Origin of the sequence: Nitrobacter sp. TKz-YC02 (assembly GCF_049852135.1) — a bacterium.
In the GTDB taxonomy this organism is placed as follows: domain Bacteria; phylum Pseudomonadota; class Alphaproteobacteria; order Rhizobiales; family Xanthobacteraceae; genus Nitrobacter; species Nitrobacter vulgaris.
The window spans coordinates 3,145,544-3,172,326 of the sequence record NZ_CP180728.1 but is presented as its reverse complement, the minus strand read 5'-3'; the positions used below and the strand labels follow the sequence as shown (position 1 = coordinate 3,172,326).

Genomic DNA, 26,783 nt, shown 5'->3' with positions numbered 1-26,783 from the left:
AATACGATGGTACCATCTGCTTCGGGTGCGGGTCCGGGTTGGCCTACACAACACGGACAAAATATGGTTGATTTAGAAGGTCTTGTGGCGATCGGCGCAGTCTGGTCGCGATAGCGGAGCGCCTGCCGATGACCATCATGATGCCCGCCCCGGATCAGATGGTCCTCGATCGCCGCGAAGCCATTGTCCGGGATTTTCGCGAAATCGTGCCGGGCGAGGGCGTCATTTCCAGCGCGGCGGAAATGTTGCCGTATGAATCGGATGCTTTGACCGCTTATCGTCAGCCGCCGATGGTGGTGGTATTGCCGGAAACCACCGAGCAGGTGTCGCGCGTTCTGAAATACTGTTTCGATCACGGCATCAAGGTGGTGCCGCGCGGCTCCGGCACTTCGCTGTCGGGTGGAGCGTTGCCGTTGGCCGACGCGGTGCTCCTCGGCCTCAGCAAGTTCAAGCGCATCCGTGAGATCGATTTCGACAACCGCGTTGTCGTCACCGAGCCCGGCGTCACCAACCTCGCGATCAGCCAAGCTGTGGCCCATGCCGGGTTCTACTACGCGCCGGATCCTTCGTCGCAGATCGCCTGCTCGATCGGCGGCAATATCGCGGAGAATTCCGGCGGTGTTCACTGCCTGAAATACGGCATGACGACCAACAACGTGCTCGGCTGCGAGCTTGTGCTGATGTCTGGCGAAGTCCTGCGCATCGGCGGCAAGACGCCCGAGCAGGCGGGTTATGACCTGATGGGCATCATCACCGGGTCCGAAGGTTTGCTCGGCGTCGTCACCGAGGTCACCGTCCGCATTCTGCGGAAGCCGGAAACCGCACGGGCGCTGATGGTCGGATTCTCGCAGGTGGAAGCGGCGGGTGAATGCGTGGCGCGGATCATCGGCGCCGGCATCATTCCCGGCGGCATGGAGATGATGGACAGGCCGGCGATCCACGCCGCCGAAGCCTTCGTCAATGCCGGCTATCCGCTCGACGTCGAGGCGCTGCTGATTATCGAGCTAGACGGTTCTTCAATCGAGGTCGACGAACTCATCAAGCGGGTCGAGGCTATCGCGCTGAGTTGCGGATCGACGACCTGCCGGATTTCCGGTTCGGAAGCGGAGCGCGACCTGTTCTGGGCCGGCCGCAAGGCGGCGTTTCCGGCGGTTGGCCGCATCTCGCCCGACTATCTCTGCATGGACGGCACCATTCCGCGCGGCGCGCTGCCGCGGGCGCTGGCGCGCATTCGCGATCTCGGCGAGGAGTACGGCCTCGGCGTCGCCAACGTCTTCCATGCCGGCGACGGCAATCTTCATCCGCTCATCCTGTACGATGCCAACAAGCCCGGTGAGATGGACAAAGCGGAGGCGTTCGGCGCAGACATTCTGCGTTGCTGCGTCGAACTCGGCGGCGTTCTGACCGGCGAGCATGGCGTCGGCATCGAGAAGCGAGACCTGATGCCGCACATGTTCAGCGAAGTCGATCTCAACCAGCAGCAGCGGCTGAAATGCGCGTTCGACGCCCGGGGTCTTCTCAATCCAGGCAAGGTGTTTCCGACGCTGCACCGCTGCGCCGAACTCGGCCGCGTTCATGTGCACGGCGGCCAGCTGGCGTTTCCGGATCTGCCGAGATTTTGATGATAAGGCGACGTCCTATCCGCATGCTCCGTCATGCCCGGCACTCGGGTCCGGCTTCGCCGGCCCGAGCACAGGCCCATTGTGCCGGGCATCCACGTTTTCCTGCGGACCAAGACGGGGATGGCTGGGAGGAGCCCGGGCATGCCGGCCATGAAGGCTTCGCCGCATTGAGGCAGCCGTGAACATCCTGAAGATACGCGACGCCGCAGACGTTGAGGCCGTGGTGCGTACCGCCATTGCGGGCGAACAGCCGCTTGAGATTATCGGGCACGGATCGAAGCGGTCGATCGGCCATGTGATGATGACCAACGCGGTGCTCGATGTGTCGGCGCTGAACGCGGTGACCTGCTACGAGCCGAGCGAACTCATCATCACGGTGCAGGCCGGCGCACCGTTGGATGAGGTGCTGTCGCTGCTCGATTCCAAGAATCAGGAGTTTGCGTTTGAGCCGATGAATCCTGCCGTGTTGTTAGACTCCCGGTCTGGACGAGGGACCATCGGCGGCATGATTGGCGCTGGGTTAGCCGGACCGCGCCGTATCAAGGCCGGTGGCGTGCGGGACCATCTGCTCGGCGCTCACGCGGTTTCCGGCTTCGGCGACAGTTTCAAGGCCGGGGGCAGGGTGGTGAAGAACGTCACCGGCTATGATCTCTGCAAGTTGCTGGCCGGATCGTGGGGCACGTTGGCGATCATGACCGAGGTGACGCTCAAGGTGATGCCGAAGGCGGAGGCCGAGCGCACGTTGGTGTTGCGCGGGCTTGATGACCTCGCCGCCAACCGAGCAATGACGGCCGCGCTGGGTTCTCCTTACGACGTTTCGGGGGCGGCGCACGCGTCGCACTCAGCTCTCAAGGCGTCGCGCGGCGCGCTGGCCGGTCTTGCATCCATGGGACAGGCTGCGACGTTGTTGCGGCTGGAGGGCATCGCCGCCTCCGTCGTTCATCGCGGAGCGGCGCTTGCAGCTGACCTTGCGTCTTTCGGTGCGGCCGAATTTGTTGAGAACGCTGAATCGGCGGCGCTGTGGCGCGAAATTCGGGACGTTGCGCCCTTCGCGGCTGATGGCCCACTGGGCGCTTGGCCGGTGTGGAGGATCGTCTGTCCTCCGGCATCCGGAGGAGTCTTCGGACAGACGCTGACGCGTGAGACCGGCGGCGAGGTGATCTACGACTGGGCTGGCGGATTGCTCTGGGCGGCACTGCCGCCGTCGGTCGATGCACATGCCGCATCGCTGCGTCGCCGGCTCGCTCCGCTCGGCGGTCACGCGACCCTGCTGCGCGCCGACGAGGGATTGCGCCGAACTGTCGATGTGTTTCATCCGCAGGCAAAAGGCGTCGCAGCGTTGGCCGAGCGTGTGCGGCAGAGCTTCGACCCCAAAAGCATTTTTAATCGCGGCAGGCTGACGCGGACGCCGATCTGATGAAAACCGAATTCACGCCCGCTCAACTGAGCGATTCCGATATTGCCGAGGCGGACAAGATCCTCCGTAAGTGCGTCCATTGCGGATTCTGCACGGCGACGTGCCCGACTTATGTGTTGCTTGGCGACGAACTCGATAGCCCGCGCGGCCGGATTTACCTGATCAAGCAGATGCTCGAAAAGAACGAGCCACCAACGGCTGAGGTCGTCAAACACATCGATCGCTGTCTATCGTGTCTTGCCTGTATGACGACCTGCCCCTCCGGGGTTAATTACATGCATCTGGTGGATCAGGCGCGTGTCAAAATCGAGAAGGAGTATGCGCGCCCGGTTTCCGAACGGCTGCTTCGAGCCGTTCTCGCTTTCGTGCTGCCGCGGCCGAGAATCTTTCGGGTCAGCATGACCCTTGCGCGCTTCGGACGGCCATTCGCAGCCCTGCTGCCGGGCTCGAAGGGGGGCGTGACGCCGACGTTGCTGCACAGGATCAAGGCGATGTTGGCGCTCGCGCCCGCGTCGCTGCCCTCTCCCGGAGCGGCTGCGGGAAGTGTGTTTCCAGCGACGGGTGTGAGGCGTGGCCGCGTCGCTCTGCTGCAAGGCTGCGCCCAGCAGGTGCTGGCGCCGCGCATCAACGAGGCCGCGATCCGCCTGTTAACCCGTCACGGCGTCGAGGTGGTGCTGGTGGCGGACGAGCAGTGTTGTGGCGCGCTGACACATCACATGGGCGACGATCGGGACGCCCTGGCGCGTGCGCGGGCCAACATCAGAGCCTGGACCCGCGAAGCGGAACGGGATGGTCTCGATGCCATCCTGGTCACGACCTCTGGCTGCGGCACAGTCATCAAGGATTACGGTTACCTGCTGCGGGAGGACCGCGACTTCGCCGGGCCTGCCGCGAAGGTCTCAGGCTTGGCCAAGGATATCACAGAGTATGTCGCCAGCCTCGATCTGCCGCCGCCGCCGAGCCGCAGCGAGCTTGTCATCGCCTATCACTCCGCCTGTTCGCTTCAGCATGGCCAGAAAATCACGCAGCTTCCGAAAGATTTGCTTTTCAAGAATGGATTCGTAGTGAAAGATATACCCGAGGGTCATTTGTGTTGCGGTTCGGCGGGGACATACAACATTCTCCAGCCTGACATTGCGGGCCGACTGCGCGACCGAAAGGTCGCCAACATCGCAAGCGTCAAGCCGGACATGATTGCCGCCGGAAACATCGGGTGCATGATTCAGATTGCCGGCGGAACGTCGGTCCCTGTTGTTCACACGATTGAACTTCTCGATTGGGCGACGGGCGGCCCCCGGCCAGGACTGAATTGATCGGCGGCAACAGGAGGATCACGATGGCTAAGAAAGCTAAGAAATCCAGCAAGGCGAAGGGCGTTAAGGCCAAGAAGAGCAAGAAGAAGGCTGTAGCGGCGAACAAGAAATCCACGAAGAAGTCCGCAAAGAAGTCTGGCAAGAAGGCGGCGAAGACGGCTTCAAAAAAGAAGGCCGTGAAGAAGAAGTCGGCAAAGAAATCAGCGAAAAAATCCGCCAGAAAATCTCCAGGGAAATCCACCAAAAAATCCGCCAAGAAGTCAGCCAAGAGATCCACCGGTAAATCCGCAAGGAAACCGGCGGCGAAGCGCAGGGCATCGACGAAAAAGGCAGTGGCCAAGCGCGCCGCGCCAAAGCCCACCCCTGTGCCGGACACGAGTTGGGCGATGGCCGAGCCTGCGGCTCCGTCCCATGGTCATACGGATCAACCCCCCGGGTCGGGAGAGGACGGCACTTAAAGCAGATGAGGTTGGTTGAACCGACCGCCTCGTCATTGCGAGCCGGGGACCGATTAATTGGTTTGCGCCGGTTTGCGCGTGAAACGAGACAATCCAGAGGTTGAAGAAAAAGCTGGGTTGCTTCGTTGGCGTTGGGACGGCGCCACACGTCGCCATCGGCCGGCTCGCAATGACGTTGATCGAGCCTCAACGCACTATAGCGTTTTCGAGCGAAGTGGATGCCGGTTTGTGTGAAGAAAACGCGTCTAAGAGGCTCTTAGCATGATCCCAACCCGAAGAGCCGAGCAAAGTGGAAATCGGTTTCGAGAAGATCGCGCTCGATCCCAAAGATGACGAGAGGCTGATTCCAGTCCGTTCGACTTGGAGAACGGCGACTGGTTCTATCAGCCTCAGCTCGTTCAATGAGGGCAGATGGCTGCAAGGTTTGGGTTCGTGTTGGGTGCGGTCCTGGTCGCGCTGGGAGCCGCCGGCGCGTGGCCGGCGTCGGCGCAGGATGGATTTCCGTTCGGCTTCGAGATGACGCTGGATGCATCGCCGCAGCCCGGTTCAAAGCGGGTGCCATCGCTGGACATTGACGACAGTGGCGGGGTCAAGCTCGAATTGTGGTGCAAAGGCGGGAGAGGCCAGTTTTCGGTTGCCGGCAACACCGTCATCTTCGCGGCCGGTCCGCTGGAGGATCGCTCCTGTCCGCCGGAGAAAGCTCAGGCCGATGACGATCTGGCTGCGGCGCTTTCCGCTGCCGTGACCTGGGAGCGACAGGACGATGAGATCTCGTTTGTCGGACCGACCACGCTGCGCTTTCATCTCAATACAAACTAGAGCGTTTTTAAGCGAAGTGGATCCGGTTCGCGTGAAGAAAACGCGTCACAAACGTAGAGTCCCTTGCACCGTTTCCGTGAAGCGGTGGAGGACTCTAGATTGTGGGTTATGCCGTGCGTGTACGGATCGCTATTCCTTTGCCGCGAAGACCGGATACCCGCTATTTCCAGGCCGATTTGTCGACGTCCCAGCGCTGGGCTTTGAACTGTTTCGCCAGCGCATCCAGCGTGCCGCTGTCATTGGTCTCGTTACTCTCGCCGTCGTCCGCTGACAGATCGTCGGTGAGACCGAGCCTCGGCCCATCGGTTTCGTCCGCAGTGCTAGTCGAGGGAGCGCCGACCCAGAGCATGATGTGATCGGATTCATCGGGCCTGTCAGGGCCTGGCAATGCTGTCACTTTGATGGTGTCGGTCAAGCCGAGCGCCGGAACCAGCACGCTGGGGCGTTTGAAGGTCAACGTCAGTTTACCGGTGTTGTCACTCCATTTTGTTGACGCCGGCTTTGCATTCAAAGCTTTTTCCAGCACACCGGAGATAGCGGTTGCGAGCTTGTCGCGATTGAGCTTGCCCTTGTCACGCCATTCCGCGGCCGGAAACCGGATGGTGCGCTCCATGTCGAACATCCCGGCGCTCCAGCCCGCGGCGACCACGCCGGGCGTTGCTTTCAACCGAGCGAGAAGGGAGGGGGCGCGCTCAGGATCGACGTTGATGTCGATGACCTGCGCTCCCGCCCGCAGCGCCTCGCAAGTCACCGCGAGGCCGTTCAGCAGCACCTCGACATTTTGTTCTCTCAAACTTTTGAGCAGGTCGATCGCGACGTCGATCTTCACTTTCACGGCGATTGCTTCGGGAGATACCTCGGTGAAATCCTTCGGCGATGCGCTGATGCCGTCATCGGTCATCCGGGCATCGTTGAACTCAGCCTCGCTGAGGTCGGAATTGTCTGTTGAGGTCACGTCGGTAACTTTTTGTCCGACGCTGATCCTGCCTCCGAACTCGAAGGTATCGCCTGTGGGCTTGCGTGTGAGCTTCACCGTGACCGGCAGCTTGTCGGCGATGCTTTGGGTGCTGCCGGTCAGGGTCGAACCGTTCACCGCGAGGTTGGCGACGAAGCGATCCTTGCGGCTCGAGCCTTTCTCCGCAGGGTAACACACATCGAGAACGGCGCCCGTGACCGTCTTGCCCTGGCGGGTCTCCTTGAGGATGACATCCGCATTGCCCTCCATCAGTCCGTCGATGGAGGTGAAGTATCTCACCTCCGCGCCGGGCGTGGCTTTGGGAAGTGGCCGGTCTTGCGCCCGCAGAGGTCCCGGTAAAGCCATCGTTAGACTGATCAGGCACAGCCGCAGCGCGCGCATGGAGAATCCCCGCTTGTCGAATCGGCCCTTACCCTAAAACCCACTTCGCGAAAAAAGAAGGCCGCCCGGAGGCGGCCTTCTGACGAAGTCGTGCCGTTGAAGGAGCTCAAAAGCCCATGCCGCCCATACCACCCATTCCGCCGCCGCCCGGCGGCATAGCCGGAGGCTCTTCCTTGGGCAGTTCGGCGACCATGGCTTCGGTGGTCACGAGCAGCCCTGCGATCGACGAGGCATCCTGCAAGGCGGTGCGCACGACCTTGGCGGGATCGACGATGCCCTTGGCGATCATGTCGACATACTCTTCCTTTTGGGCGTCGAAGCCGAAGGTCTCGGTCTTGTTTTCGAGAACCTTGCCCACCACGATGGAGCCCTCGACGCCGGCGTTTTCCGCGATCTGACGGATCGGCGCTTCCAGCGCCTTCAGCACGATGTTGATGCCGGCCTGCACGTCCGAGTTGTCGTTGTTGATGCGGCCGACCGCCTTCTTGGCCCGCAGCAGTGCCGTGCCGCCGCCGGGCACGATGCCTTCCTCCACCGCGGCGCGCGTGGCGTTGAGCGCATCCTCGACGCGATCTTTCTTTTCCTTGACCTCGACCTCGGTCGCGCCTCCGACACGGATTACCGCGACGCCGCCGGCGAGCTTGGCCAGACGTTCTTGCAGCTTCTCGCGGTCATAGTCGGAGGTGGTCTCCTCTATCTGTGCCTTGATTTGTCCGACCCGTGCCTCGATGTCCTTTTTCTTGCCGGCGCCGTTGACGATGGTGGTGTTCTCTTTGTCGATCAGCACTTTCTTGGCGCGGCCCAGCATATTAACGGTGACGTTCTCGAGTTTCATGCCGAGCTCGTCGGAAATGAGCTGGCTGTTGGTCAGGATGGCGATGTCCTCCAGCATGGCCTTGCGGCGATCACCGAAGCCCGGTGCCTTCACTGCGGCCACTTTCAGGCCGCCACGAAGCCGATTGACCACCAGCGCGGCCAGCGCTTCGCCTTCGACATCTTCCGCGATGATCAGCAGCGGCTTGCCGGATTTCACAACCGCCTCGAGCACCGGCAGCAAAGTTTGGAGGCCGGTCAGCTTCTTCTCGTGCAGCAGGATGTAGGCGTCGTTGAGCTCGGCCGCCATTTTCTCCGCATTGGTGATGAAGTAGGGGCTAAGATAGCCGCGGTCGAACTTCATGCCCTCCACGATATCGACGTCGGTTTCGAGCGACTTGTTCTCCTCGACCGTGATGACGCCATCATTGCCGACCTTCTGCATCGCCTGCGCGATCATCTTGCCGATCGAGGCGTCGCCATTGGACGAGATGGTGCCGACCTGAGCGACTTCGGCCGAGGACGCCACCGCCTTCGCGCGCTTCCCGATGTCCTTCACCACGGCGGCGACGGCGATGTCGATGCCGCGCTTGAGATCCATGGGATTCATGCCGGCGGCAACTGCCTTCGCGCCCTCGCGGACGATGGCCTGTGCCAGTACCGTGGCGGTCGTGGTGCCGTCGCCGGCGAGATCGTTGGTCTTGGAGGCGACCTCGCGCACCATCTGAGCGCCCATGTTCTCGAACCTGTCCTCGAGTTCGATCTCTTTGGCAACGGTGACGCCGTCTTTGGTAATGCGGGGCGCGCCGAAGCTCTTTTCGATCACGACATTGCGGCCTTTCGGGCCGAGGGTCACCTTCACCGCGTCGGCGAGGATATCGACGCCGCGCAGCATGCGTTGGCGCGCGTCGCCGGAAAACTTGACGTCTTTGGCGGCCATTGAATGTTACTCCTGGTTTGTTGTGTGCCGCTTCCCTTGGGCGTCGCTTCGCGCCTATGCCGGCATCCATCGTTTTGAAAGATGGATGCCCGGATCATGTCCGGGCATGACGCTTCAATCGAAGCGGTTGATTGCGGAGGGACGCTAGCCGACGATGCCCATGAGGTCGGATTCCTTCATGACGAGGAGGTCCTGGCCGTCGAGCTTGATCTCGGTGCCCGACCACTTGCCGAACAGCACCTTGTCGCCGACCTTGACATCGATCGGCGTGAGCTTTCCAGTTTCGTCGCGTCCGCCGGGACCAACGGCCACGACCTCGCCCTGGGAGGGCTTTTCCTTTACCGTGTCGGGAATGATGATGCCGCCTTTAGTCTTTTCCTCGGCATCAATCCGTTTGACCACAACACGGTCATGCAGCGGACGAAATTTGGTCTTAGCCATAACGCTCCTCCGGGGGTTTCGCAGGACTCTGAATTGCCATCGATGGATGCATGCGCTCTGAATTCACGACGGTCGAGCGATTCGTATCTTTTTGGCAATCATGTTCCGAGAGTGCTATTCGTGGGCGGGGATATGGCTTGGCAGCCATGCTGTCAAGCAAGCCTCTTAAGCCGTTGGTGAGGGCGTGTAGGATAAACGCAAGTATGTCGTAGCTTCTCCGCCTTGGCGAGTGCGGGTGCTGCGATCTCATTTTTTAGGTCCGGCTGCTGGGGGCACAGCGGTCGGAAATTCGGTCGGGGTATTTACAATGGTCAAATCAGACGGCGGACGCGCGGCTTTGAACCTTGGGGCGGCCGCGGCCCTGGCGGTGTTTCTCGGCGGATGCGGGTCGTTCGGCTCGATCGGACTGTCGCCGCAGCCGGCGCCCCCGCCGCCCGTCGAGCCCGAGATCCCGGCCACGGTCCGTGCCGAGGAACTGGTCGGACGGTGGGGTCTTGCGTCCTATCAAAATCCGAACGACCGGTCTCGGACCGAGGCTGCGGCCAGGGCGCAGTGCAAAAATCCTTACGTGATCAGCGCAGGCGGCAATGGCGGCGTCATCATGCATCTTGCCGACGAGGCGACGCCGCAGGAGTTGCGGCTTAAGGGTAGCCAGAGTGGCAAGAATTACATCGGGCCGGAAGGCCCCCCCGGCGGTCCAAAAGATCGCGAGATCGTCTCCTTCGACGGCCACGTGCTCATCACGCGCTTCATCGACTCAGATGCGGCGACCCGCTACGGCAACATGGTTTATATCCGCTGCACGCCTGCGGCCGCGTCGGTCCCCCGCCACACGGCGGCAAAGCCACAGGCCCATTAGCTGGGCTACGCGCGATCGATTCAAACCAAATGCCCGGCGCGACGGCCGGGCATTCTCAATGGGGGATGTGACGCTTCCTGAGGCTAACCGAACAGCGCGTCGATGTCGTCCTGGGAAGCGTGTCCCTCGTCGCCTTCGAGCTTCGGACCGTTCAGCAGCTTCGCATCGCCGACGCGATCGTCGACGATCGGTGGAGCATGGGCACGGATGGCGTCCACACCGCCCCAGATATCCATCATGACATTGATATGATGCTCGATGAACTTCATCGTGCTCATCACCTTGGCAATGCGCTGGCCGGTGAGATCCTGGAAATTGCACGCCTCGAAAATCGAGATCACGCGCTCCTGGATCTCCTCGCTCAACAACCGAGCCTGCTCCGGCGATGCCGCCTTCGACAGCGCGCTGGCCGACTGATCGATCGCTTCAGCCGCCTCCAGGATGTGCTGGGTCGCTTGCTCGGTACCTCCTACCACGGCGCCAAGCTCGTCGGTCACCTTCGCCATCTCGTCGCCGCTGAAACTCTTGCCATGTAGAACTGCGATTTCCTGCTTGGTGCGGCTGATGGCGTCGTAGATCAGATCGAGTTCGGTCTTGAGCTTTTCGCATTGCTCGATTTGTGCGCGATAGGTTTGCAGCAGCATTTGTGCTTCGGCGACCTCGCGGCTGGTGGTCCCGTCATTGGCCGTTCCGGCCGCTTCGTCCGGGCCATCGAGGCTCGGAGCTCCCATCTGTTGGCGGATCGCGCGCAACTCCGCCATGATTTCACGATGCACCGGCATTGGCGCATCGTCGACGACGGCTGTAATAACCGGCGTGCCGCCGTTCAGGGTTTCTTCGACGCGGAAGCGCTTACGTTGAACAGCCATCGTATTCCCCGGCTTTTGGACTCGATGGGCTTTTACACCGGGGTGTTTTAACGCCCGGTTCATGCGGGAACTGTTCGCGACGAATCCGCAGCGCGCAGAGCGTTTTCGTTCATGGAAAATAAACGCTACGGGAAAGAACCCCGTCATATCGACGGCGTGGTGAATCAAGCCGCCGTTCCGTTTACCAAACCGACGCGGTTTTAATTCTTAATCGCTGTGCGGGAGGGATGCGCCATTGACGCGACTCCCAGCGACCATCCACGGCAAAACAGTGCAGAGTACGTCGATGTTCAGACACATATCCTTCGCGCTCCTTGCGGGCGTGTCGCTTGCCGGCCTCGGGATCCAGCAGGTTTTTGCAAGAGACCCACAGGCCAGGTTCTTCACCCAGCCGACCGCCGTCTACGCCGATCAATCCACGCCGCAGCCGTCCGAGCAGCGCCTTGTATATGCCGAGCGGTCCAACATGGGCGGCGGCTTCATCGAGTCGCTGTTTGGAGATGTTCAGCAACAGGGATCGCGCTATCCGCAACAGCGCTATGATTCGCGCCCGCTCTATGCGCCGCAACCGCAGCAGATCATGCTGCAGCAGGACGCGAGCGAAGCCGCTCATCCCGCGTTCGATCCGAAATTCGAGAGGCAGCTCGTCGAATATCACGGCAAGGAAGCCGCCGGCACCATCATCATCGATACGTCGAGCAAGTTCCTTTACCTCGTGCAAGGCGGCGGCACGGCGCTTCGCTACGGAGTTGGCGTCGGCAAGCCCGGTTTTCTGTGGGCGGGCGTCAAGACGGTATCGGCGAAGAAGGAATGGCCCGCCTGGACTCCGCCTGCAGAGATGCTGAAGCGCCGCCCCGATCTTCCGCGCCACATGGAGGGCGGCCCCCAGAACCCACTTGGCGCTCGCGCGATGTATCTCGGCTCATCGCTCTACCGCATCCACGGTTCCAACGAGCCGTGGACAATCGGCACCAACGTATCGTCCGGCTGCATCCGGATGCGCAACCAGGACGTCATCGATCTCTATGATCGGGTTCGCATCGGCGTCAGAGTGGTTGTGATCTGACGCCCGATTATCTTCCCAGATGACAACGGCCGCCTAGAGCCCCGTTTCTGGCGGAATCAGAAGCGGGGCTCTCAGATTTTGATCTGACGCGTTTTCTTCACACGAACCGGTATCCACTTCGCTCGAAAACGCTATAGGGAGCCGTTGTGCTGTTGAGGACCGGAGGCGTCAGATGTCCTCTCCTTCGTCGAAGTCATCGAAATCGTCGAAGTCTTCGGAATCGATATCCTCCTGGTCATGATCATGGTCCTGGTCGAGTGAGCCAGTCTGCGATGGGTTGCCGTGCCGTTGCGATCCGAGGTCGTTCACACCGGCATCGCGTGCCAGATTGCTTCCTGATTGATCGCCGGCGCCGCCCGACGGGTTGGACGACCTGCCGAGGCTGCCGGAATCGCCGAAGCTGCTGGCATGGGCTTCACCACCGCCCATCATGGAGCGGATGCTATTCAGAAGCAGACCGCCGCCCACGGCTCCCGCGGCGGCGGCCGCCGCCGTTCCGAGGAACGAGCCGCCGCCTGCTTGCGGAGGCGGGGTGCCATAGGGCGAATGGCCAGGTCCCTGATCAAAGCGTCCGGCTTGTCCGGTCTGCTGCAACGCCTCACCGGTATTCCAGGCCGGGCGGCCAGAAGGCGCCGGGGGGACGTTCGGGACCGAGCCGCGCGGCGCGGGGCCGCCGAATAGGGTGTCGCGCATCTGGTCGAGAAATCCGCCCCCCGAGACAGCCTGATTGCCGGCTCCGCCGGCCTCAAGCTGCTGAATGCGCTCGTCGGCGCGCCTCAGGGCTTCATCCTGCACCAAAGCCGTTTGCACCAGCGTGTAAAGCGCGTTGGGCGCGCGCCGCAGGCCCTCGGCGATAGCTGTCGCGGCGGCGGGATCGCGCGGCGTGTTTTCGACGCTGGCGAGGCGGGTGAAGAGGTCGTCAACCAACTGTCGTTCTTCCGGCGTCATGGCGCTCTCCCAAAAAGGTGGCTGTCGGGATGTAGTGGCATTCTGTGTCGCAAGTAGTGCCGCCGGAGAATATTTTCGCGGCGGACAGATCAGCCCAATGTCACCCGGTTGGCAACCAGCATATCCCCGAAGCTATCCCCGGCCAGGAATTCGTATTCCCTCTCGCGCTGGTCGGTGAGGGGATCGAGCGCGAGCAAGATTTCATCGACGAAGCCGGGGTGACACATGATCAGACCACCATCCGGCAAACCGTTCAGAAATCCCTGCATCAGTGCGGCGAAGTCAGACTGCGCGAAGTCATAGGCGCCGGCGAAGGCCGGATTGAAGCGGATGCCGGCGCGCGCGGCATGGCGACGAAATCCGGCGCTTAAAAGATCCAGGAGCAACGCCTTCGGCGCGGCGAATTGTTGCGTCAGCGGGGGGCGGCTGCGGCCACACTGCCGCACCCATGCGTCGGGTGCGGCAGTCTTGACGGCGGTCAGGAAGGCGCCGCGCACCTGAGGAAAAATCTGCACATGCTGATGGCCGTCGACATACTCGGGCGCGCGGCCGAATCGTTCCACAAACGCCCCGATCTGCGCCGTCACCTCGTCGAAAATCATCTCGGGCTCGAGCCGGCGCGACAGGCTGGCGCGCAGCATCTTCGAGAGCGCGGGAAATAGCCCGCCATCCAGTGGCCGGTAATGCAGGGTGAGCGGATGAAACGGCGCGGTCAAAGTGAGGTGCAGGCCGATCGCGCAATGTGGATGGCGCGCGCCCGTCACCTTCAGCGCCTCCACGTCGTCGCGTCCTGCGGCCGGGCCGACCACCATCACCGACGTCGCGTTGATACGCTCCCTCTCGATTAGATTGAGGATCGCGCGGTTGACGCCCGGACTGATTCCGTAATCGTCTGCACACAGCCGAATCCGGCGTTGCGGTTCATCGCCGTTCATTCGGCGACGGTCCGGTGCGGGCCGCCGTCGGCCGGCTCGGGTTCGGCCTGTTTCATGCTTTGCTCGGCGACGACATAGATCGGCCGTGCCTTCAGTTCCGAGAGAATCTTGCCGATGTATTCGCCGACGATGCCGATCATCAGGAGCTGCACGCCGCCGATCGTCATCATGCCGACAAACAATGACGGATAGCCGGGAACCGACTCGCCGTCGACCCAGGTTTCCCAGAGGATAGACAAACCGAACAGGAAGGCTGCGAGCGCCAGCAGCAGGCCGAGCAGGCTGGCCAGCCGCAGCGGCGCCACCGAAAATGATGTTAGCCCCTCGATCGACAGACCGAGCAGCCGCGCGGCATTGAAGGTGGTCATGCCGTGAGTCCGAACGTCGGGCTCGTAGTCGACGCGGAACTGACGGAAACCGATCCAGCTCGCGAGGCCCTTGAAGAAGCGGTTTCGCTCCGGCATCCGGCGCAGCGCCGAAGCGGCGCGGGGCGACAACAGGCGAAAATCGCCGGCGTCTTCGGGAATCCGCTGGCGCGCGCCCCAGTTGATGATCGCATAAAAGCTGTGCACGCCGATCCGCCGCAGCAACGACTCGTTCGCCCGGTGCGCCTTCGCGGTGTAGATGACGTCGTAGCCATCGTTGATCCAGTGATCCACCAGCCGTTCCACGAGATCGGGCGAATGCTGGCCGTCGCCGTCCATGAACAGCAGCGCGCCGCGCTGCGCGTGATCCAGGCCCGCCATCAAGGCGGCTTCCTTGCCGAAATTGCGCGACAGCGAAACCACCTGCACGTCCAGCGCGGTGGCGGGAAGCGCGCGGGCGAGGTCGAGCGTGTCATCGGCGCTGCCGTCATCGACATAAACGACTTCGCAGGCGAGGCCGAAGCGCTGCCTCAGCTTTACCGCAAGCGCGCTGAGACGTTCGTGCAATTGCTGGAGCCCGGCGGCTTCGTTGTAAACGGGTACGACGATCGACAGACCTTGCGCGGACGCGGTGGCCTTATCTGCAGGCAGACCTGGAAGGCTGGTAGCTGGAGTCATCGGTCGGTTCCGACGGGGTCAATTCATTCCAGTTTGTAGGGTAGTAAGTGACAGCGTGCGCTTCAACGGGCGGACGGCACGATTCTACGTCCGCAGGAACGCTTCCAGCTTCGCGAAAAGCGGGTTCTCGCGATCGAACACATAGTCAAGCGAGGCGATCGACACCGTTTCAGCGCCGTGTTGCCTTAGAAAACCGGCGAGCGCGTAAAGCCGGTCCGGCGGGCAATGCAGCGTAACCATCCCGGAGGATGTTGGTCCTCCGAACGGGGAGACGACGCCGAAGCGATCATGTGCCTCTGTGAAGAGTGCAGTATCGCAGCCGGTGAAGCGGGTTCGCACCTCGCGGTATTGGCTCGCGCGGGCGCGGGCGGCGATGTGGTCGAGAATGATCCGCGTCGTTTCGCGTGCACCGCTGGACCAGTCCGCGTCGCGTGACGCGACCAGATTGGCCTGGCTGCGCAGGATCACGCCGTCGTCCAGCACCCTGAGGCCGTTAGCGGTGAGCGTTGCCCCGGTCGTCGTGATATCGACGATCATCTCGGCGGTGCCGACCGCTGGCGCGCCTTCGGTGGCGCCAGCGCTCTCGACGATGCGGTAATCGACCACGCCGTGCGAAGCGAAGAAGGCGCGAGTCAGGTTGATATATTTGGTTGCGATCCGCATCCTTCGGTTGTGCTGGGCGCGAAACCCGGTCGTCACGTCGTCGAGGTCGGCCATGGTACGCACATCGATCCAGGACTGCGGCACGGCGACAACCACGTTGGCGCTGCCGAAACCAAGGCCGTTGATCAGCGCCACGCGTTTGTCGGCGTCGACGATGCTTTCGCGGATCAGATCTTCGCCGGTGACGCCGAGATGCACCAGGCCGCGCGCGAGTTGTGACGCGATTTCGCTCGCAGAGAGATAGGCGATCTCGACGTTATCGAGCTCGGCGATAGTGCCGCGATAGTCACGTACGCCCCGCGGTTTCGAGAGCGTCAGCCCGGCGCGGGCGAAAAACGCTTCGGCATTTTCCTGCAAACGGCCCTTCGAAGGCACGGCTAGAACGAGTGGCGTGGTCATTGCGCGCTCCCGCCGATCCGGCTCGCGGAAGATACGTCTGCGGACCGCGTCAACGCCTCGATCCAGACCGCGAAGCCGACCGCCGGGATCGGTGCGGCTGCCCCAAGTCGCGTCATAAGGTCGTCGTAGCGCCCGCCCGCAACCAGTGGCTCGTCGTCCTGGTCCTTGCGCTGCAGTTCGAATTCAAAACCGGTGTAGTAGTCGACGCCGCGGCCGAAGGCGGTAGCGAAGCTGATTCTATCAGTTTCTACGCCCCGCGCGGCCATGAAGCCGGTACGGCTTTCGACTTGATCGATTGCACGGTGAATATCGAGCCCGGCGTCTGAGGCGAGCGCGCGCAATTGGCCGAGCGCGTCATCCGGATCGCCCGATATCGCAAGAAACCGCTTGATGATCGTCAACGCCTCGTGCGGCAGTGCGCCGCTCTTCAGGGTGGATTGTTCGAGGAAGCGGTCGGCGATCTCATCCAAAGAGCGGCCGCCGACAATGGTCGCGCCTGCGATCGACATCATGTCGGTCACCAGCGCTAAGGCCGCCTTGCGATCGGAGCCTGCGAGAGCCGCCAGCACGCCTTCGTATTCCTTGTGCCCCGGTCCGGACGCTAGCGTCAGGCGTTCAATATCCAGCGCGAGGCTGACCTTGCGGTTGAAATCCTTCATCAGCCGACGCCGCCATACCGGATAAAGATCGAGCGAATTGATTAACGCGGTGAACAGCGCAACGTCGCCTGCACGGATGTCGACGTCGGCGATGCCGAAAGCTGCAACGGCTTCCAGACCGAGCGCGAGCATTTCGGCGTCGGCGGCGGCGCGGTCCTGGCGGCCGAATGATTCGATGCCGGCCTGCGGGAATTCGCTTGAGCGGCCGCCACGATAGCGAAACACGGGTCCGAGATAGCAGAAGCCCGCCGGCTTACCGGCCTTGCTGGACGCGAGATAGTCGCGCGCGACCGGGATGGTGAGGTCGGGACGAAGGCACAGGTCCTCGCCTCCTGAGTCGGACGTGAGATAAAGGCTCTTGCGGATATCCTCGCCCGAGAGGTCCAAAAACGGCTCGGCCGGTTGAAGGATGGCTGGTTCCGCCTTGATATAGCCAGCCTGCATGAACGACGACAGCAGGGCTGCTGCCCGGGCGGCGGTTCCGGTCACCCCAACGACTTGCGTGTCGGTCATGATATCGTCCAAGCTTGCACGCCGCCCGCGGGTGTCGCGCGCCCCTTGCCTAACATATTGAAATTCGATGTATATCGATGGCATGGCGAAGTCGCCGCGCCGCCGGTCAACATCATTTGCGGCAGCCCATAGCACGGCGGGCGGTGAGTTTCGACCTCGTTCCGCCGGCTATTTGCCGAGAAGGTTGACGGCGACGGACGGCGCCTTGCGTCAGAATTTCATCGACGCGAACAGGCGTACGTTGCGGCCGGGCTGCAACACCTCGTCCTTTTTGTAGGACTGGTGGAAGCGGATGTCGTCGTTGAGCAGGTTCTCGCCCTTTAGGCCGACGGTGAGCGTCACCGGCCAGTCGCCGTTCGGCAACGTCGTCGTGTGATTGATTTCGGCGTTGAGCAGGTTGTAGCCCGGCGTCGGCGTTTCGAACGCGCCGAGGTTGTTTTGGGCGAAAGCGTGCAGCAAGTTGACGCGCGCGGTCCAGCTTGCGTCGCGATAATAGACCCCGCCACCGAGCCGCTGCGGCGGAATTTTCGGCACGAAACTGCCGTCGAGGAATACCGCGTGGACGATGTCGTATTGCGCCTCGACCCCGAACACGCCGTTCCACACCCGCGCCACGTCATGCTCGATCTGGATTTCGCCGCCGGTGAAGCGGGCGTCACGCTGCGAATAGATGATCTGGTCGTAGGTCGCGCCCGGCGTGCCGCAGGATGCGAAACTCTCGCTACAGCGGACACCGGTGAAGTTCTTGAAGATGAAGTTCTGATAGCGGGTGTGATAGATCGACAGTTCGAAACGGGTATCGCCACGTGCGCGCTTGAAACCGAGTTCGACGGTGTTCGCCTTTTCCAGCGTCATGGTCGGATCGCCGATCTCGAACGTGCGCGGCGTATCGTGCGGTCCCTTGTAAAACAGCTCGATGGGATCGGGCGCGCGTTCGACATGCTGCACCGTGGCGCGCGCGACGATGTCGTGCGTTAGATCGTAGAGCAGCCCCGCGCTGGCGCTCATTGGCATGAAGCGTCGATCGACCGGAAACACCGTGGGTTGATTCGGCGGTGGCAGGAACGTCGGGGGAAACCGTGCGCCGGTGCCGTCGGTCTCGGTCTGCTCGATGCGAAATGCCGCCTGTGTTCGCAGATTTCGCGTGACCTGCAATTCCTCGAACAGGAAGGCGGCGAGATTGGCATTCTGCGCCGGTGCGAGCAGGGGATCGGTCGCGCCGGCGACCGATAAATTGCGCCGGCTCCATTGCACGCCGCCGGAGCCACGCAATTCGCCCAGCATGGTGGCGAACGGCAGGTGCGTGACCTCGACGCGGGATTCCAACTCCTGGTTCTTAAATCGCGAACCGATCAGCGCGGCGGCGCCGACGCCGTTGATCTCGTTGTGCTTGTAGTCGGAGTAGCCGAGCCAATAGCGCACCGTATCGATGCCGCTTTCTCCCACGCGCCACTCGCCGCGGCTCGCCCATTTCTGCTGGTGCAGGTCGATGTGGTTCTTCACCCTGGCGGAATCGATGCCGGGGATGAAGTAGGTCATCGCCGTTTCCTGAAATGACATGCCGACGAAACCGCGATCGAAAATGTAGGAGCCGCCGACCGCGTGGCCATCGGAGCGATAGCTTGAATTGGTCTGAATGCCGCCGGGGATACGATAGTCGTTGGCCTGCCGGGCGTATGCGTCGGCATGGATCGCAACGTTGCTGCCGCCGACATCGAGTTGTACCGCGCCGTCACGGCCGGTGCTGACACTGTTGAGGCCGCCGCGTGCTTCGAATGCGATGCCGTTCTTCGGAATTGTCGTTGGGATGCGGTTGTTGCTGGCGCTGACCACGCCGCCTGTCGCCTGCGAGCCAAAGCGCAACGTGCCGGGACCGCGAATGACCTCGACGTTCTGTGCCGATAGCGGATCAATCGTCACGGCGTGGTCTTCCCCGAGATTGGCCATGTCGCCGGAGCCGATGCCGTTTTCCTGGGTTCGCACCCGGAAACCGCCGAGGCCTCGGATCACCGGGCGGCTCGCCACTGGCGAGAACGACGTTGCCGAGACGCCGGGCGTGGTCCCGAGCGTGTCGCCGAGCGAAGCGGCGCCGCGCCCCAGCACCTGCTTCGCCGTGAGCAGGCTTGCTGAGGCGAGGGGCACGTCGGCGCGAGGTTGTTCCGGCACGGCGGGGAGCCGCGCCGGCGCCGGCACTGGCGCCCGCATTCGAGTGACGTGACGAACGGCGACGCGGGCGCGCCGTTTGGCGCGCTTCGGCGCGTCGACGGTGATTCCGGGCAGCAGCTGCCCTTGTGCCCGCGCCTCCATAGTTGGGGAGCCGATCAGGCACACCATCCCCGCGACCACACCCAAAACTACCCGCCGCATACTTTTTGTCCTGCGATTAATTTGCAATTGCATATAAGATGCAGATGCAATTCACTTGCAAGTGGAAAAAATGGGCGGAAGTCGAGAGAGGCAGGAATACGTCATGGCAGGGGCTTGCTCCGACCATCGGCGGGGCTGTCGGGTGGGGAAGGCCGGAATAAGCCGATTATTACGGGCGGCGGCCGAAACAACCTGACTTTGTCTTTTGAGATGATCTGTCGCGCGAGCCTGACCCGGTGCTTCCGCTATTCTGGCTGCCAGTCCCCCAGCACGGTCTGGACAAGGGCGAGGACGGCAACCGCGGCGGTATCCGCCCGCAGGATGCGCGGTCCGAGCGATAGGCGCAGGGTATGAGGTTGGTTGAGCAGGCTTTCCCGCTCGTCTTCAGCGAAGCCGCCTTCGGGACCGACCAGAACGTCGATGCCTTGCGCGGCGCCGCGCATCGGCTCCAGTGTCTGCGCCGGATTTGCCGTCAGAGCGGCCTCGTCGCAGAATACCAGCAGGCGTTCGGGCGCGCGCCGGCCGAGCCAACGATCCAGGGACACCGGCTCCTCCACCGCAGCCAAGCTGAGGATGCCGCATTGCTCGGCCGCTTCGATGACATTGGCGCGCATCCGATCGCCGTTGACGCGTCCGACCTGCGTGAAGCGGGTCAGGAGGGGCTGCAGTGCGCAGACCCCCATCTCCACAGCTTTCTGAACCATGTAGTCGAGCCGGGCATGTTTCAGCGGCGCGAACGCGTAGCGCACGTCCGGCAGGTGGTCCTGTTTCCTCGTCACGGCGACGATTTCAAGATTTTCCGGACGCTTGCGGCCTGAAATTGCTGCGCGCCACTCGCCGTCGCGGCCGTTGAAGACCAGAACGTTTGTCCCGGTCCCAAGGCGCAGGACGTTACCAAGATAGTTGCCCTGATTGCGGTTGAGCGGGATTCTGTTGCCCGCCGCAAGCGGTGCATCGACATAGAGCCGGGGACTGCGAAAGTCGGTATGAGGCATGCAAAGAATCCTGCGCGAGCACTTTACTAGAGCAGGGCGAGAAAAATTGCGTAGCGATTTCCGTTCCCATCAAACCCGATGAACAATTTGCCTTGAACAGCGCGGGCTGCGGCATCATTCCGATGGAAAATGGGAGATATTGGAGACGTTGTTGGTTGCGGCGCGACCAAGCGTCGCGCTCTCGCCCAATTCGTCGGGTTGTTAGGAATCGGCCGCGATCGTACAAATCGGACATCAAGGCAGGTCGTTTGTTGGTAAAGGTTGGCTTGGGCGTTTGACCCTGCCGGAGGAATGCTGTGATCATTCTGCGCATGATCGTTCCGCTGACGCTCGCGGTTTTCGCTATCGGCACCACGGCGGCGCTCGGTCAGACACCGTTTCCGGCGCCATTGCCTAATAGCGCAACCGGAACGGTCAACGATCCGGCGTTTCCGCCGGTTAACGGGGCGCCCGCGCAAAAGACTACCGCGCCTCAGGACTCGCCGTTTCCCCCCGTCAACGGGGCGCCCGCGCAAAAGACTGCTGCGCCTCAGGACTCGCCGTTTCCTCCCGTCAACGGCACCTCTGCGACGGCAGGCGCGCCCGCTTCGTTTCCGTCCGGAGGCGCAGCGCCGGTGGGTAGTTTCGGAGCGCCTGCGCGCCAGCAGGCTGGCCCGCCCGGTGGCGAGGATTGCATGAAGGAATTCATGCCGCTGCGTGACGCGGCTGAGAAACGCGGCAAGTTGATCCAGACCGCCAGCGCCCGTAAGGCGCCGCCCGACGAAGCCTGCAAATTGATCGGGCAATATTCGCAGGCGGAAGCCAAGATGATCAAATTCATCGATACGAATTCCCGGAGATGTGGAATTCCCGATAATGTCGGGACGCAGATGCGCAACAACCACAAGGCGACCGAGACGATGGAGCAGAAGGTTTGCGACGTGGCGAAGCAGGCGCAGATGCGCGGCCCGGCCGGCCCGAGCCTCAGTGAGGCTCTGGGGTCGGCATCCGGCGGATTGCCTGAGGCAACCACGCCGAAGAAGGGCGGCAGCACGTTCGATACCTTGAGCGGCAACGCTCTCACACGATGACGGGATTTTGATGAGCGATGCGGCTGCGCGTGTCGCGGACTCGGTCGGCAATTGGGTCGATAGCCACGCGCCGCTGTGGGCGCGCCCCTATCTCAGGCTGTCGCGGCTGGACCGTCCGATCGGGTCGTGGCTGCTGTTGATGCCGTGCCTATGGTCGACGGCGCTGGCTTCGCACCTCGCCCGTGACGTGAGCCAGCTTCCTCTCACGATCGCGCTGTTTTTCATCGGCGCGTTTGCGATGCGCGGCGCTGGCTGCACCTGGAACGATATCACTGACCGCGATCTCGATGCGCGCGTGGAGCGTACGCAGTCGCGCCCTATTCCGGCGGGACAGGTTACGGTGACACAGGCGCTCGTGTTTCTCGTTGTGCAGGCGCTGGTCGGGCTGGTGGTGCTGCTGCAGTTCAACCACTTTGCCATTGCAACGGGAATTGCCTCGCTCCTCATTGTTGCGGCCTATCCTTTCATGAAGCGCATTACCTATTGGCCGCAGGTCGTACTCGGCCTCGCGTTCTCCTGGGGCGCACTGATGGGATTCGCCGTGGTGCTGGGCCGCATCGATGCGGCCGCGCTGGCGCTGTATGCGGGGACGATCGCATGGGTGATCGGCTATGACACGATCTATGCACATCAGGACGCAGACGACGACGCGTTCATAGGCATCAAGTCCACCGCACTGCTGTTTGGTGAGCGCACGCGCTTAGCGCTGGCGATCTTCTACGGGCTGGCCGTTGTTCTGATCGGCGTTGCCATGCATCTTGGGGGCGCGCACTGGCCGGCATGGATCGGCCTTGCGGCCTTTGCCGCGCATCTCGCTTGGCAGATCGCCCGGATCGAGATTGGCGACTCCCGGCTCTGCCTGTGGATTTTCAAGTCCAACCGCGATGCAGGACTGTTGTTGTTTGCAGGGTTGCTGGCCAGCGCGTGGCTATAGCCGGGACATGATCCCGAAGCGGTTCTAACGCCCTGCAATGAACGAATAGAACGAATAGCCGAGGATGCTTTCTCGAACGTTTAGTGTCGCGCGATGATCTCGCGTTCGCCCCGATAGATTGCTGCGGGGTTGAGCAGATCACCGCCGCGCCGCCGCATCAGGAAGGTCGGGCGTCGCCTGCTGATGGTATTGCTTCGTCGTCGACGTGGTGCAGGATCGCGCCTGTCGTCGGCCAGCTGAGGAAGCGCGAGGATCTCGCTCCAGGTTTGCCACGCTACGGCACGCTCATCGGCGTCCTCGGTCACAAGAAGGGGAATGACAAGCGACGGATCTCGGTGAAGCAGCACGAGCGCTCGGCCGTCGGCAGTCTCGCGCACGGTGACGCCGATGAATTCGCTGACGCGTACGCTGATTGTCATTTTCATGCCGCGCACCGCGCGGTGCAGCGTCACGCACTCGCGATGAAGTTCGATCTGCCGGATGCCGCCGTCGGCTCGGCTGTCGCGCGCGGCGAAGCTGACAGGCAGTGAAAGAGGGTCGAGCCGCAGGCTACGGCTCGACCCAGCGGGATTGATCCCGCCTGTTGCTGTTTGACGCCTCACGGCTTTACTCTCCCCGCCGGAATTATGTTTCCGGTCGATGGGCGAGAGCTTGCCAGAGCGCGGTCCGGATTTGCTTAAAAAGGCTGGTTAATCGAAAATAGCCCGCCTACCATTCGCACACATGATTGACAGACCGTTGGCCGACATGCTTGACGGGTTCTTGCCGGGGTGCGGATAATCTTAATACCCGCTTCATTGAATGCTTGAAGTCCGCGTAGAATAAGCACATCTCATGACGGACCCGCTTGCGCGCCGGTCTTGTCGAAGACCCGAGATTTTATTTGTGATATCTTCACCAAATTCATCGACGGAATCCGTCGTATCCGAACTGTTCGATCAATCCGCCCTCAGTGAACTCGCCGGGCGGCTGGTCGAGGCGGCGAAGCGCGCAGGCGCTGATGATGCGGATGCGGTTGCCGTGCGGGGCGTCTCACAAGGTGTCGAGGTTCGCGACGGCCGCGTCGAGGAATCGGAGCGGTCGGAGGGCGATGACGTTGGACTGCGTGTGCTGGTTGGTAGGCGGCAGGCCACCGTCTCGACCAACGATGTTGGTGGCGACAATGTTGCGAAGCTCGCCGAACGCGCGGTCGCGATGGCGCGCGTCGCGCCCGAGGATCGGTATGTCGGACTTGCCGACCCGTCATTGCTGGCACAAAATTTCCCCGATCTCGATCTGCTGGATCGTGTGATGCCGTCGACGGCGGAACTCGAGCGCAGAGCGGTCGAAGCTGAGGCGGCAGGTCTTGCGGTCAAGGGCGTGACCAAATCCGGCGGCGCGTCGGCGTCCACCGGTATCAGCGGCATGGTATTGGTGACGAGCACCGGTTTCCACGGAAGCTATCTGCGTTCGAGCCAGGGCATCTCGATGATGGCGATCGTCGGCGACGGCACCGGTATGGAACGCGATTACGATTTCAGTTCCGCGCTTCATGGATCTGATCTCATGTCTCCGGCCAGCATCGGCCGCAGCGCGGGCGAACGCGCGGTAGCGCGCGCCAATCCGCGCAAGGTTGCGACCTGCAAGGTGCCGGTGGTGTTCGATCCTCGCGTCGCGGGCTCGCTGGTCGGCCACGTCGTGGGCGCTGCCAATGGTGCGGCGATCGCGCGCAAGACCAGTTTCCTGAAAGATCGGCTTGGCCAGCAGTTGTTCGCGAAAGGAATCCGGATCGTCGACGATCCATTGCGGATGCGTGGTTTGCGCTCGCAATCCTTCGACGCCGAAGGGGTCGCGACCAAGAAGCTCGCGGTGATCGACGACGGCGTTCTGACGTCATGGCTATTGGATTCAGCGACCGCGCGAGAGCTTGGACTAACCACGACCGGTCACGCCCACCGTGGCGTCTCATCGTCGCCATCGCCGGGATCGTATAACCTGCATCTTGAGGCGGGAGAACTGACGCCGCGCGAATTGATCGCGGACGTCGAACAGGGTTTCTACGTTACCGACCTGATCGGCTCCGGCGTCAACGGCGTGACCGGCGACTATAGTCGCGGCGCTTCCGGATTCTGGATAGAGAACGGCGAGATCACTTATCCAGTCAGTGAGATCACCATTGCCGGGCATCTGATCGAGATGTTCAAATCGCTGACACCTGCCAATGATCTCGTGTTTCGTTACGGCACCAACGCACCGACCGTCCGCATCGAAGGGTTGACTGTTGGTGGGCTCTAGGGGTCCGATTCTGAACATTCGCATCGCGTTTCAGCGAGCGTTCTTGCGAATGTTGGAGTCAGAGAACCAGTTCAAGCGGGATTCTGAATTTGACGTTCGTATCGGGAGATTGCGCTTCAGGTGAGTAGCGAGTGTCAAATCCACTCCACTAGCTCCGACGGCCGCGCAGACCTTTTAGCGCGGGACCGCGCCTTACTGATCGAGACGGTGCGCGAGGCGGGATTGCTGGCGCTTGCGATGCGCCGCACCCAGCTGCGAACCTGGACCAAGGGAGTGTCGTCCCCGGTTTCGGAAGCGGACATCGCGGTTAATGACCTCATTGCCAGCAAGCTGCGCGCGCTTCCGGATTACGGCTGGTTGTCCGAGGAAAGCGCCGACGATCTCTTGCGGCTCGGCAAGAGGAGGGTGTGGATCGTCGATCCGATCGACGGCACTCGCGGCTATCTCGCCGGCCATGACGAATGGTGCGTCAGCGTCGCGCTGGTGGAGAATGTCTCGCCGCTGCTCGCGGCTGTGTTCGCGCCGGCTACGGACGAGTTTTTTCTTGCCGAGCGCGGGCAGGGCACGACCTGCAACGGTCTTCCGGTCCGGGCGACCCACGGCGACGATCTGGATTTTTCAAGAATCGCAGGGCCGAAGCCGCTTCTGGAAAAACTGGACCTGCGGCCGAACGATGCCGCCCTTTGTCCGAGGATCAGTTCGCTGGCGTTACGACTATGCCGCGTGGCGAACGGCAGAATCGACGCGGCGTTTGCCGGCGGCCAGAGCCACGATTGGGATCTCGCCGCGGCCGATTTGATCGTGCATGAGGCGAATGGTAAAATGACCTCGCTCGGGGGCGAGCCGATCCTCTATAATCGTGCCGAGGTGACGCACGGCGTGTTGGTCGCGGCCGGCCATTCTCGCCACGCGCGCATTCTCGCGCATGTACGGGGGCGTTCTCTGGCATAGGTTGGCTGCTGACTTTGATGGTATTTGCCTGACGGCCGGCGACATAGTAGGACAACGGGCAATGCAGCCAGACAGTCCGCCCCAGCAGTTGCTCCATCTCGTGATCGGAGGCGAGCTGACCGATCTCGCGCATACGACCTTCAAGGACCTCGACGAGGTCGAGATCGTCGGCCTTTATCCGAACTACGCATCGGCCCATGCCGTCTGGAAGGCGAAAGCGCAGCAGACGGTTGATAACGCCCACATGCGGTATTTTATCGTGCACCTCCATCGGTTGCTCGATCCTGGTCAAGATACGAAGCCCGCCCATTGAGAAAACTGCTTCGCAATTTGCTGCGCTCCCGCGGGTTTCAGCAGTTCGCAGGCCTTCTGGCCGCGGGCTTTTTATGGCTGGTTTGGCGAACCAACAGGTTCAGCTATGATCCCGAGGATGTTTACGACATAGTCGAGCCGCAGATGCCGGTGATCCTCGCGTTCTGGCATGGACAGCATTTCATGACGCCGTTCATCAAGCGGGCGGAGCATCGCGGCAAAGTTCTGATCTCGCGCCACCGCGACGGCGAGTTTAACGCGCTCGCCGCGGAGAGGCTGGGGATTGAGACCATTCGCGGCTCCGGCGACCACGGCTCCGCATTCAATCGCAAGGGTGGCGTCGGCGCCTTCAAGGAAATGGTCCGTGCACTCGAGGAGGGCTACAACATGGCCCTGACCGCCGATGTGCCGAAGCGCTCGCGGATCGCCGGTCTGGGCATCATCATGCTGGCGCGTGAATCGGGGCGGACTATCATGCCATTTGCAATGGCGACGAGCCGCTTCATCCGCCTGAATAACTGGGATCGCACGACGATTAACCTGCCGTTCGGACACGGCGTTCTAGTTGGCGGGGAGCCGATCTCGGTTCCTGCCGACGCCGATGCGCAGATGATGGAGATGCTGAGGGCGCGGCTGGAGGCGACATTGAACGATGCGACGCGAAGCGCTTACACGAAAGTCGGCCGGCCCGAACTCGAGGCTGGTCCCGAATACGAGGCGGGTCATGCCTAGTACCGCAGATTTGA

The 26,783-nt window shown here is 62.1% G+C and carries 25 protein-coding genes; 13 read left to right on the top strand and 12 right to left on the bottom strand.

Annotated elements, in window-relative coordinates:
• Window positions 1-128 precede the first annotated feature (128 nt).
• The 5 genes from ACM561_RS15265 (at window position 129) to ACM561_RS15245 (ending at window position 5,629) form a co-directional block, all read left to right on the top strand.
• Window positions 129-1,622: an FAD-linked oxidase C-terminal domain-containing protein gene (locus tag ACM561_RS15265; protein ID WP_425906114.1), complete on the top strand. Its 1,494-nt coding sequence runs from the start codon at window positions 129-131 to the stop codon at window positions 1,620-1,622.
• A 178-nt stretch (window positions 1,623-1,800) separates the two neighbouring features.
• Window positions 1,801-3,039, top strand: a complete 1,239-nt coding sequence (locus tag ACM561_RS15260; protein ID WP_425906112.1) for an FAD-binding protein — start codon at window positions 1,801-1,803, stop codon at window positions 3,037-3,039.
• On the top strand, window positions 3,039-4,352 hold the full coding sequence (gene glcF, locus ACM561_RS15255) for a glycolate oxidase subunit GlcF (RefSeq protein WP_425906110.1): 1,314 nt from the start codon (window positions 3,039-3,041) through the stop codon (window positions 4,350-4,352). Before ACM561_RS15260 ends, glcF begins: the two co-directional genes overlap by 1 nt.
• Before the next feature lie 23 nt (window positions 4,353-4,375).
• A complete protein-coding gene (locus ACM561_RS15250; protein ID WP_425906108.1) occupies window positions 4,376-4,810 on the top strand; it encodes a hypothetical protein in 435 nt (144 codons plus the stop codon).
• 411 nt (window positions 4,811-5,221) lie between these two features.
• The gene (locus ACM561_RS15245) at window positions 5,222-5,629 is read left to right on the top strand and encodes an META domain-containing protein (RefSeq protein ID WP_425906106.1); all 408 of its coding nucleotides are present in this window, start codon (window positions 5,222-5,224) and stop codon (window positions 5,627-5,629) included.
• 160 nt (window positions 5,630-5,789) lie between these two features.
• Here the strand turns inward: ACM561_RS15245 and ACM561_RS15240 are convergent, their stop codons facing one another.
• From ACM561_RS15240 to ACM561_RS15230, 3 genes are all read right to left on the bottom strand, one after another.
• Window positions 5,790-6,986: a hypothetical protein gene (locus tag ACM561_RS15240; RefSeq protein ID WP_425906105.1), complete on the bottom strand. Its 1,197-nt coding sequence runs from the start codon at window positions 6,984-6,986 to the stop codon at window positions 5,790-5,792.
• Between the two features lie 106 nt (window positions 6,987-7,092).
• Window positions 7,093-8,739 carry a chaperonin GroEL gene (groL, locus tag ACM561_RS15235; RefSeq protein ID WP_425906103.1) on the bottom strand — a complete coding sequence of 549 codons (1,647 nt, stop codon included), beginning with the start codon at window positions 8,737-8,739 and terminating at the stop codon, window positions 7,093-7,095.
• Window positions 8,740-8,883: 144 nt separating this feature from the next.
• Complete coding sequence (locus ACM561_RS15230; RefSeq protein WP_425906102.1) at window positions 8,884-9,180, bottom strand: co-chaperone GroES; 297 nt, start codon at window positions 9,178-9,180, stop codon at window positions 8,884-8,886.
• Between the two features lie 307 nt (window positions 9,181-9,487).
• Here ACM561_RS15230 and ACM561_RS15225 point away from each other — a divergent pair, with 307 nt between their 5' ends.
• Window positions 9,488-10,039, top strand: a complete 552-nt coding sequence (locus ACM561_RS15225; protein WP_425906100.1) for a hypothetical protein — start codon at window positions 9,488-9,490, stop codon at window positions 10,037-10,039.
• Window positions 10,040-10,122: 83 nt separating this feature from the next.
• On the opposite strand, the gene ACM561_RS15220 is transcribed toward ACM561_RS15225, so the two are convergent.
• Window positions 10,123-10,908, bottom strand: a complete 786-nt coding sequence (locus tag ACM561_RS15220; RefSeq protein WP_425906098.1) for a protein phosphatase CheZ — start codon at window positions 10,906-10,908, stop codon at window positions 10,123-10,125.
• A 286-nt stretch (window positions 10,909-11,194) separates the two neighbouring features.
• On the opposite strand from ACM561_RS15220, the gene ACM561_RS15215 reads away from it, so the two are divergent.
• A complete protein-coding gene (locus ACM561_RS15215; RefSeq protein WP_425906096.1) occupies window positions 11,195-11,974 on the top strand; it encodes a L,D-transpeptidase in 780 nt (259 codons plus the stop codon).
• A gap of 168 nt (window positions 11,975-12,142) precedes the next feature.
• Here the strand turns inward: ACM561_RS15215 and ACM561_RS15210 are convergent, their stop codons facing one another.
• From ACM561_RS15210 to ACM561_RS15180, 7 genes are all read right to left on the bottom strand, one after another.
• Complete coding sequence (locus ACM561_RS15210) at window positions 12,143-12,922, bottom strand: DUF2076 domain-containing protein (protein WP_425906094.1); 780 nt, start codon at window positions 12,920-12,922, stop codon at window positions 12,143-12,145.
• A gap of 89 nt (window positions 12,923-13,011) precedes the next feature.
• Window positions 13,012-13,857 carry a ChbG/HpnK family deacetylase gene (locus ACM561_RS15205; RefSeq protein ID WP_425906093.1) on the bottom strand — a complete coding sequence of 282 codons (846 nt, stop codon included), beginning with the start codon at window positions 13,855-13,857 and terminating at the stop codon, window positions 13,012-13,014.
• Window positions 13,854-14,900, bottom strand: a complete 1,047-nt coding sequence (locus ACM561_RS15200; RefSeq protein ID WP_425906091.1) for a glycosyltransferase family 2 protein — start codon at window positions 14,898-14,900, stop codon at window positions 13,854-13,856. Before ACM561_RS15200 ends, ACM561_RS15205 begins: the two co-directional genes overlap by 4 nt.
• An 84-nt stretch (window positions 14,901-14,984) precedes the next feature.
• Entirely contained in the window at window positions 14,985-15,962 is a 978-nt protein-coding gene (gene hisG, locus ACM561_RS15195; protein ID WP_079447586.1) for an ATP phosphoribosyltransferase, read from the bottom strand.
• Window positions 15,959-17,134, bottom strand: a complete 1,176-nt coding sequence (locus tag ACM561_RS15190; protein WP_425906089.1) for an ATP phosphoribosyltransferase regulatory subunit — start codon at window positions 17,132-17,134, stop codon at window positions 15,959-15,961. The genes hisG and ACM561_RS15190 overlap by 4 nt, the downstream gene beginning before the upstream one ends.
• 210 nt (window positions 17,135-17,344) lie before the next feature.
• Window positions 17,345-19,501 (bottom strand): TonB-dependent receptor, encoded by a 2,157-nt coding sequence (locus ACM561_RS15185; protein ID WP_425906088.1) that lies wholly within the window; start codon window positions 19,499-19,501, stop codon window positions 17,345-17,347.
• Window positions 19,502-19,746: 245 nt separating this feature from the next.
• Window positions 19,747-20,496 (bottom strand): 16S rRNA (uracil(1498)-N(3))-methyltransferase, encoded by a 750-nt coding sequence (locus ACM561_RS15180; protein ID WP_425906087.1) that lies wholly within the window; start codon window positions 20,494-20,496, stop codon window positions 19,747-19,749.
• Window positions 20,497-20,792: 296 nt separating this feature from the next.
• Between ACM561_RS15180 and ACM561_RS15175 the strand changes: the two genes are divergently transcribed.
• On the top strand, window positions 20,793-21,566 hold the full coding sequence (locus ACM561_RS15175; RefSeq protein WP_425906085.1) for a hypothetical protein: 774 nt from the start codon (window positions 20,793-20,795) through the stop codon (window positions 21,564-21,566).
• A gap of 10 nt (window positions 21,567-21,576) precedes the next feature.
• On the top strand, window positions 21,577-22,500 hold the full coding sequence (ubiA, locus tag ACM561_RS15170) for a 4-hydroxybenzoate octaprenyltransferase (RefSeq protein WP_425906083.1): 924 nt from the start codon (window positions 21,577-21,579) through the stop codon (window positions 22,498-22,500).
• 80 nt (window positions 22,501-22,580) lie between these two features.
• On the opposite strand, the gene ACM561_RS15165 is transcribed toward ubiA, so the two are convergent.
• A complete protein-coding gene (locus tag ACM561_RS15165) occupies window positions 22,581-23,102 on the bottom strand; it encodes a DUF6101 family protein (protein ID WP_425906081.1) in 522 nt (173 codons plus the stop codon).
• 283 nt (window positions 23,103-23,385) lie between these two features.
• On the opposite strand from ACM561_RS15165, the gene ACM561_RS15160 reads away from it, so the two are divergent.
• The 4 genes from ACM561_RS15160 to ACM561_RS15145 all read left to right on the top strand — a co-directional run bounded on the left by ACM561_RS15160 (window position 23,386) and on the right by ACM561_RS15145 (window position 26,769).
• Complete coding sequence (locus tag ACM561_RS15160; RefSeq protein WP_425906080.1) at window positions 23,386-24,774, top strand: TldD/PmbA family protein; 1,389 nt, start codon at window positions 23,386-23,388, stop codon at window positions 24,772-24,774.
• 120 nt (window positions 24,775-24,894) lie between these two features.
• On the top strand, window positions 24,895-25,725 hold the full coding sequence (locus ACM561_RS15155; RefSeq protein WP_425906078.1) for a 3'(2'),5'-bisphosphate nucleotidase CysQ: 831 nt from the start codon (window positions 24,895-24,897) through the stop codon (window positions 25,723-25,725).
• A 61-nt stretch (window positions 25,726-25,786) separates the two neighbouring features.
• Entirely contained in the window at window positions 25,787-26,038 is a 252-nt protein-coding gene (locus ACM561_RS15150) for a DUF4170 domain-containing protein (protein WP_079447581.1), read from the top strand.
• Window positions 26,035-26,769, top strand: a complete 735-nt coding sequence (locus ACM561_RS15145; protein ID WP_425906076.1) for a lysophospholipid acyltransferase family protein — start codon at window positions 26,035-26,037, stop codon at window positions 26,767-26,769. Before ACM561_RS15150 ends, ACM561_RS15145 begins: the two co-directional genes overlap by 4 nt.
• The last annotated feature ends 14 nt before the right edge of the window (window positions 26,770-26,783 follow it).

Excerpts from the sequence above, each read along its gene's own strand:
- ACM561_RS15265 (WP_425906114.1), top strand. The coding sequence starts at position 129 with ATGACCATCATGATGCCCGCCCCGGATCAGATGGTCCTCGATCGCCGC.
- groL (WP_425906103.1), bottom strand. The coding sequence starts at position 8,739 with ATGGCCGCCAAAGACGTCAAGTTTTCCGGCGACGCGCGCCAACGCATG.
- ACM561_RS15240 (WP_425906105.1), bottom strand. The coding sequence starts at position 6,986 with ATGCGCGCGCTGCGGCTGTGCCTGATCAGTCTAACGATGGCTTTACCG.
- ACM561_RS15205 (WP_425906093.1), bottom strand. The coding sequence starts at position 13,857 with ATGAACGGCGATGAACCGCAACGCCGGATTCGGCTGTGTGCAGACGAT.
- ACM561_RS15150 (WP_079447581.1), top strand. The coding sequence starts at position 25,787 with ATGCAGCCAGACAGTCCGCCCCAGCAGTTGCTCCATCTCGTGATCGGA.
- ubiA (WP_425906083.1), top strand. The coding sequence starts at position 21,577 with ATGAGCGATGCGGCTGCGCGTGTCGCGGACTCGGTCGGCAATTGGGTC.
- ACM561_RS15215 (WP_425906096.1), top strand. The coding sequence starts at position 11,195 with ATGTTCAGACACATATCCTTCGCGCTCCTTGCGGGCGTGTCGCTTGCC.
- ACM561_RS15220 (WP_425906098.1), bottom strand. The coding sequence starts at position 10,908 with ATGGCTGTTCAACGTAAGCGCTTCCGCGTCGAAGAAACCCTGAACGGC.
- ACM561_RS15245 (WP_425906106.1), top strand. The coding sequence starts at position 5,222 with ATGGCTGCAAGGTTTGGGTTCGTGTTGGGTGCGGTCCTGGTCGCGCTG.
- ACM561_RS15230 (WP_425906102.1), bottom strand. The coding sequence starts at position 9,180 with ATGGCTAAGACCAAATTTCGTCCGCTGCATGACCGTGTTGTGGTCAAA.
- hisG (WP_079447586.1), bottom strand. The coding sequence starts at position 15,962 with ATGACCACGCCACTCGTTCTAGCCGTGCCTTCGAAGGGCCGTTTGCAG.
- ACM561_RS15250 (WP_425906108.1), top strand. The coding sequence starts at position 4,376 with ATGGCTAAGAAAGCTAAGAAATCCAGCAAGGCGAAGGGCGTTAAGGCC.
- ACM561_RS15200 (WP_425906091.1), bottom strand. The coding sequence starts at position 14,900 with ATGACTCCAGCTACCAGCCTTCCAGGTCTGCCTGCAGATAAGGCCACC.
- ACM561_RS15190 (WP_425906089.1), bottom strand. The coding sequence starts at position 17,134 with ATGACCGACACGCAAGTCGTTGGGGTGACCGGAACCGCCGCCCGGGCA.
- ACM561_RS15185 (WP_425906088.1), bottom strand. The coding sequence starts at position 19,501 with ATGCGGCGGGTAGTTTTGGGTGTGGTCGCGGGGATGGTGTGCCTGATC.
- ACM561_RS15210 (WP_425906094.1), bottom strand. The coding sequence starts at position 12,922 with ATGACGCCGGAAGAACGACAGTTGGTTGACGACCTCTTCACCCGCCTC.
- glcF (WP_425906110.1), top strand. The coding sequence starts at position 3,039 with ATGAAAACCGAATTCACGCCCGCTCAACTGAGCGATTCCGATATTGCC.
- ACM561_RS15180 (WP_425906087.1), bottom strand. The coding sequence starts at position 20,496 with ATGCCTCATACCGACTTTCGCAGTCCCCGGCTCTATGTCGATGCACCG.
- ACM561_RS15225 (WP_425906100.1), top strand. The coding sequence starts at position 9,488 with ATGGTCAAATCAGACGGCGGACGCGCGGCTTTGAACCTTGGGGCGGCC.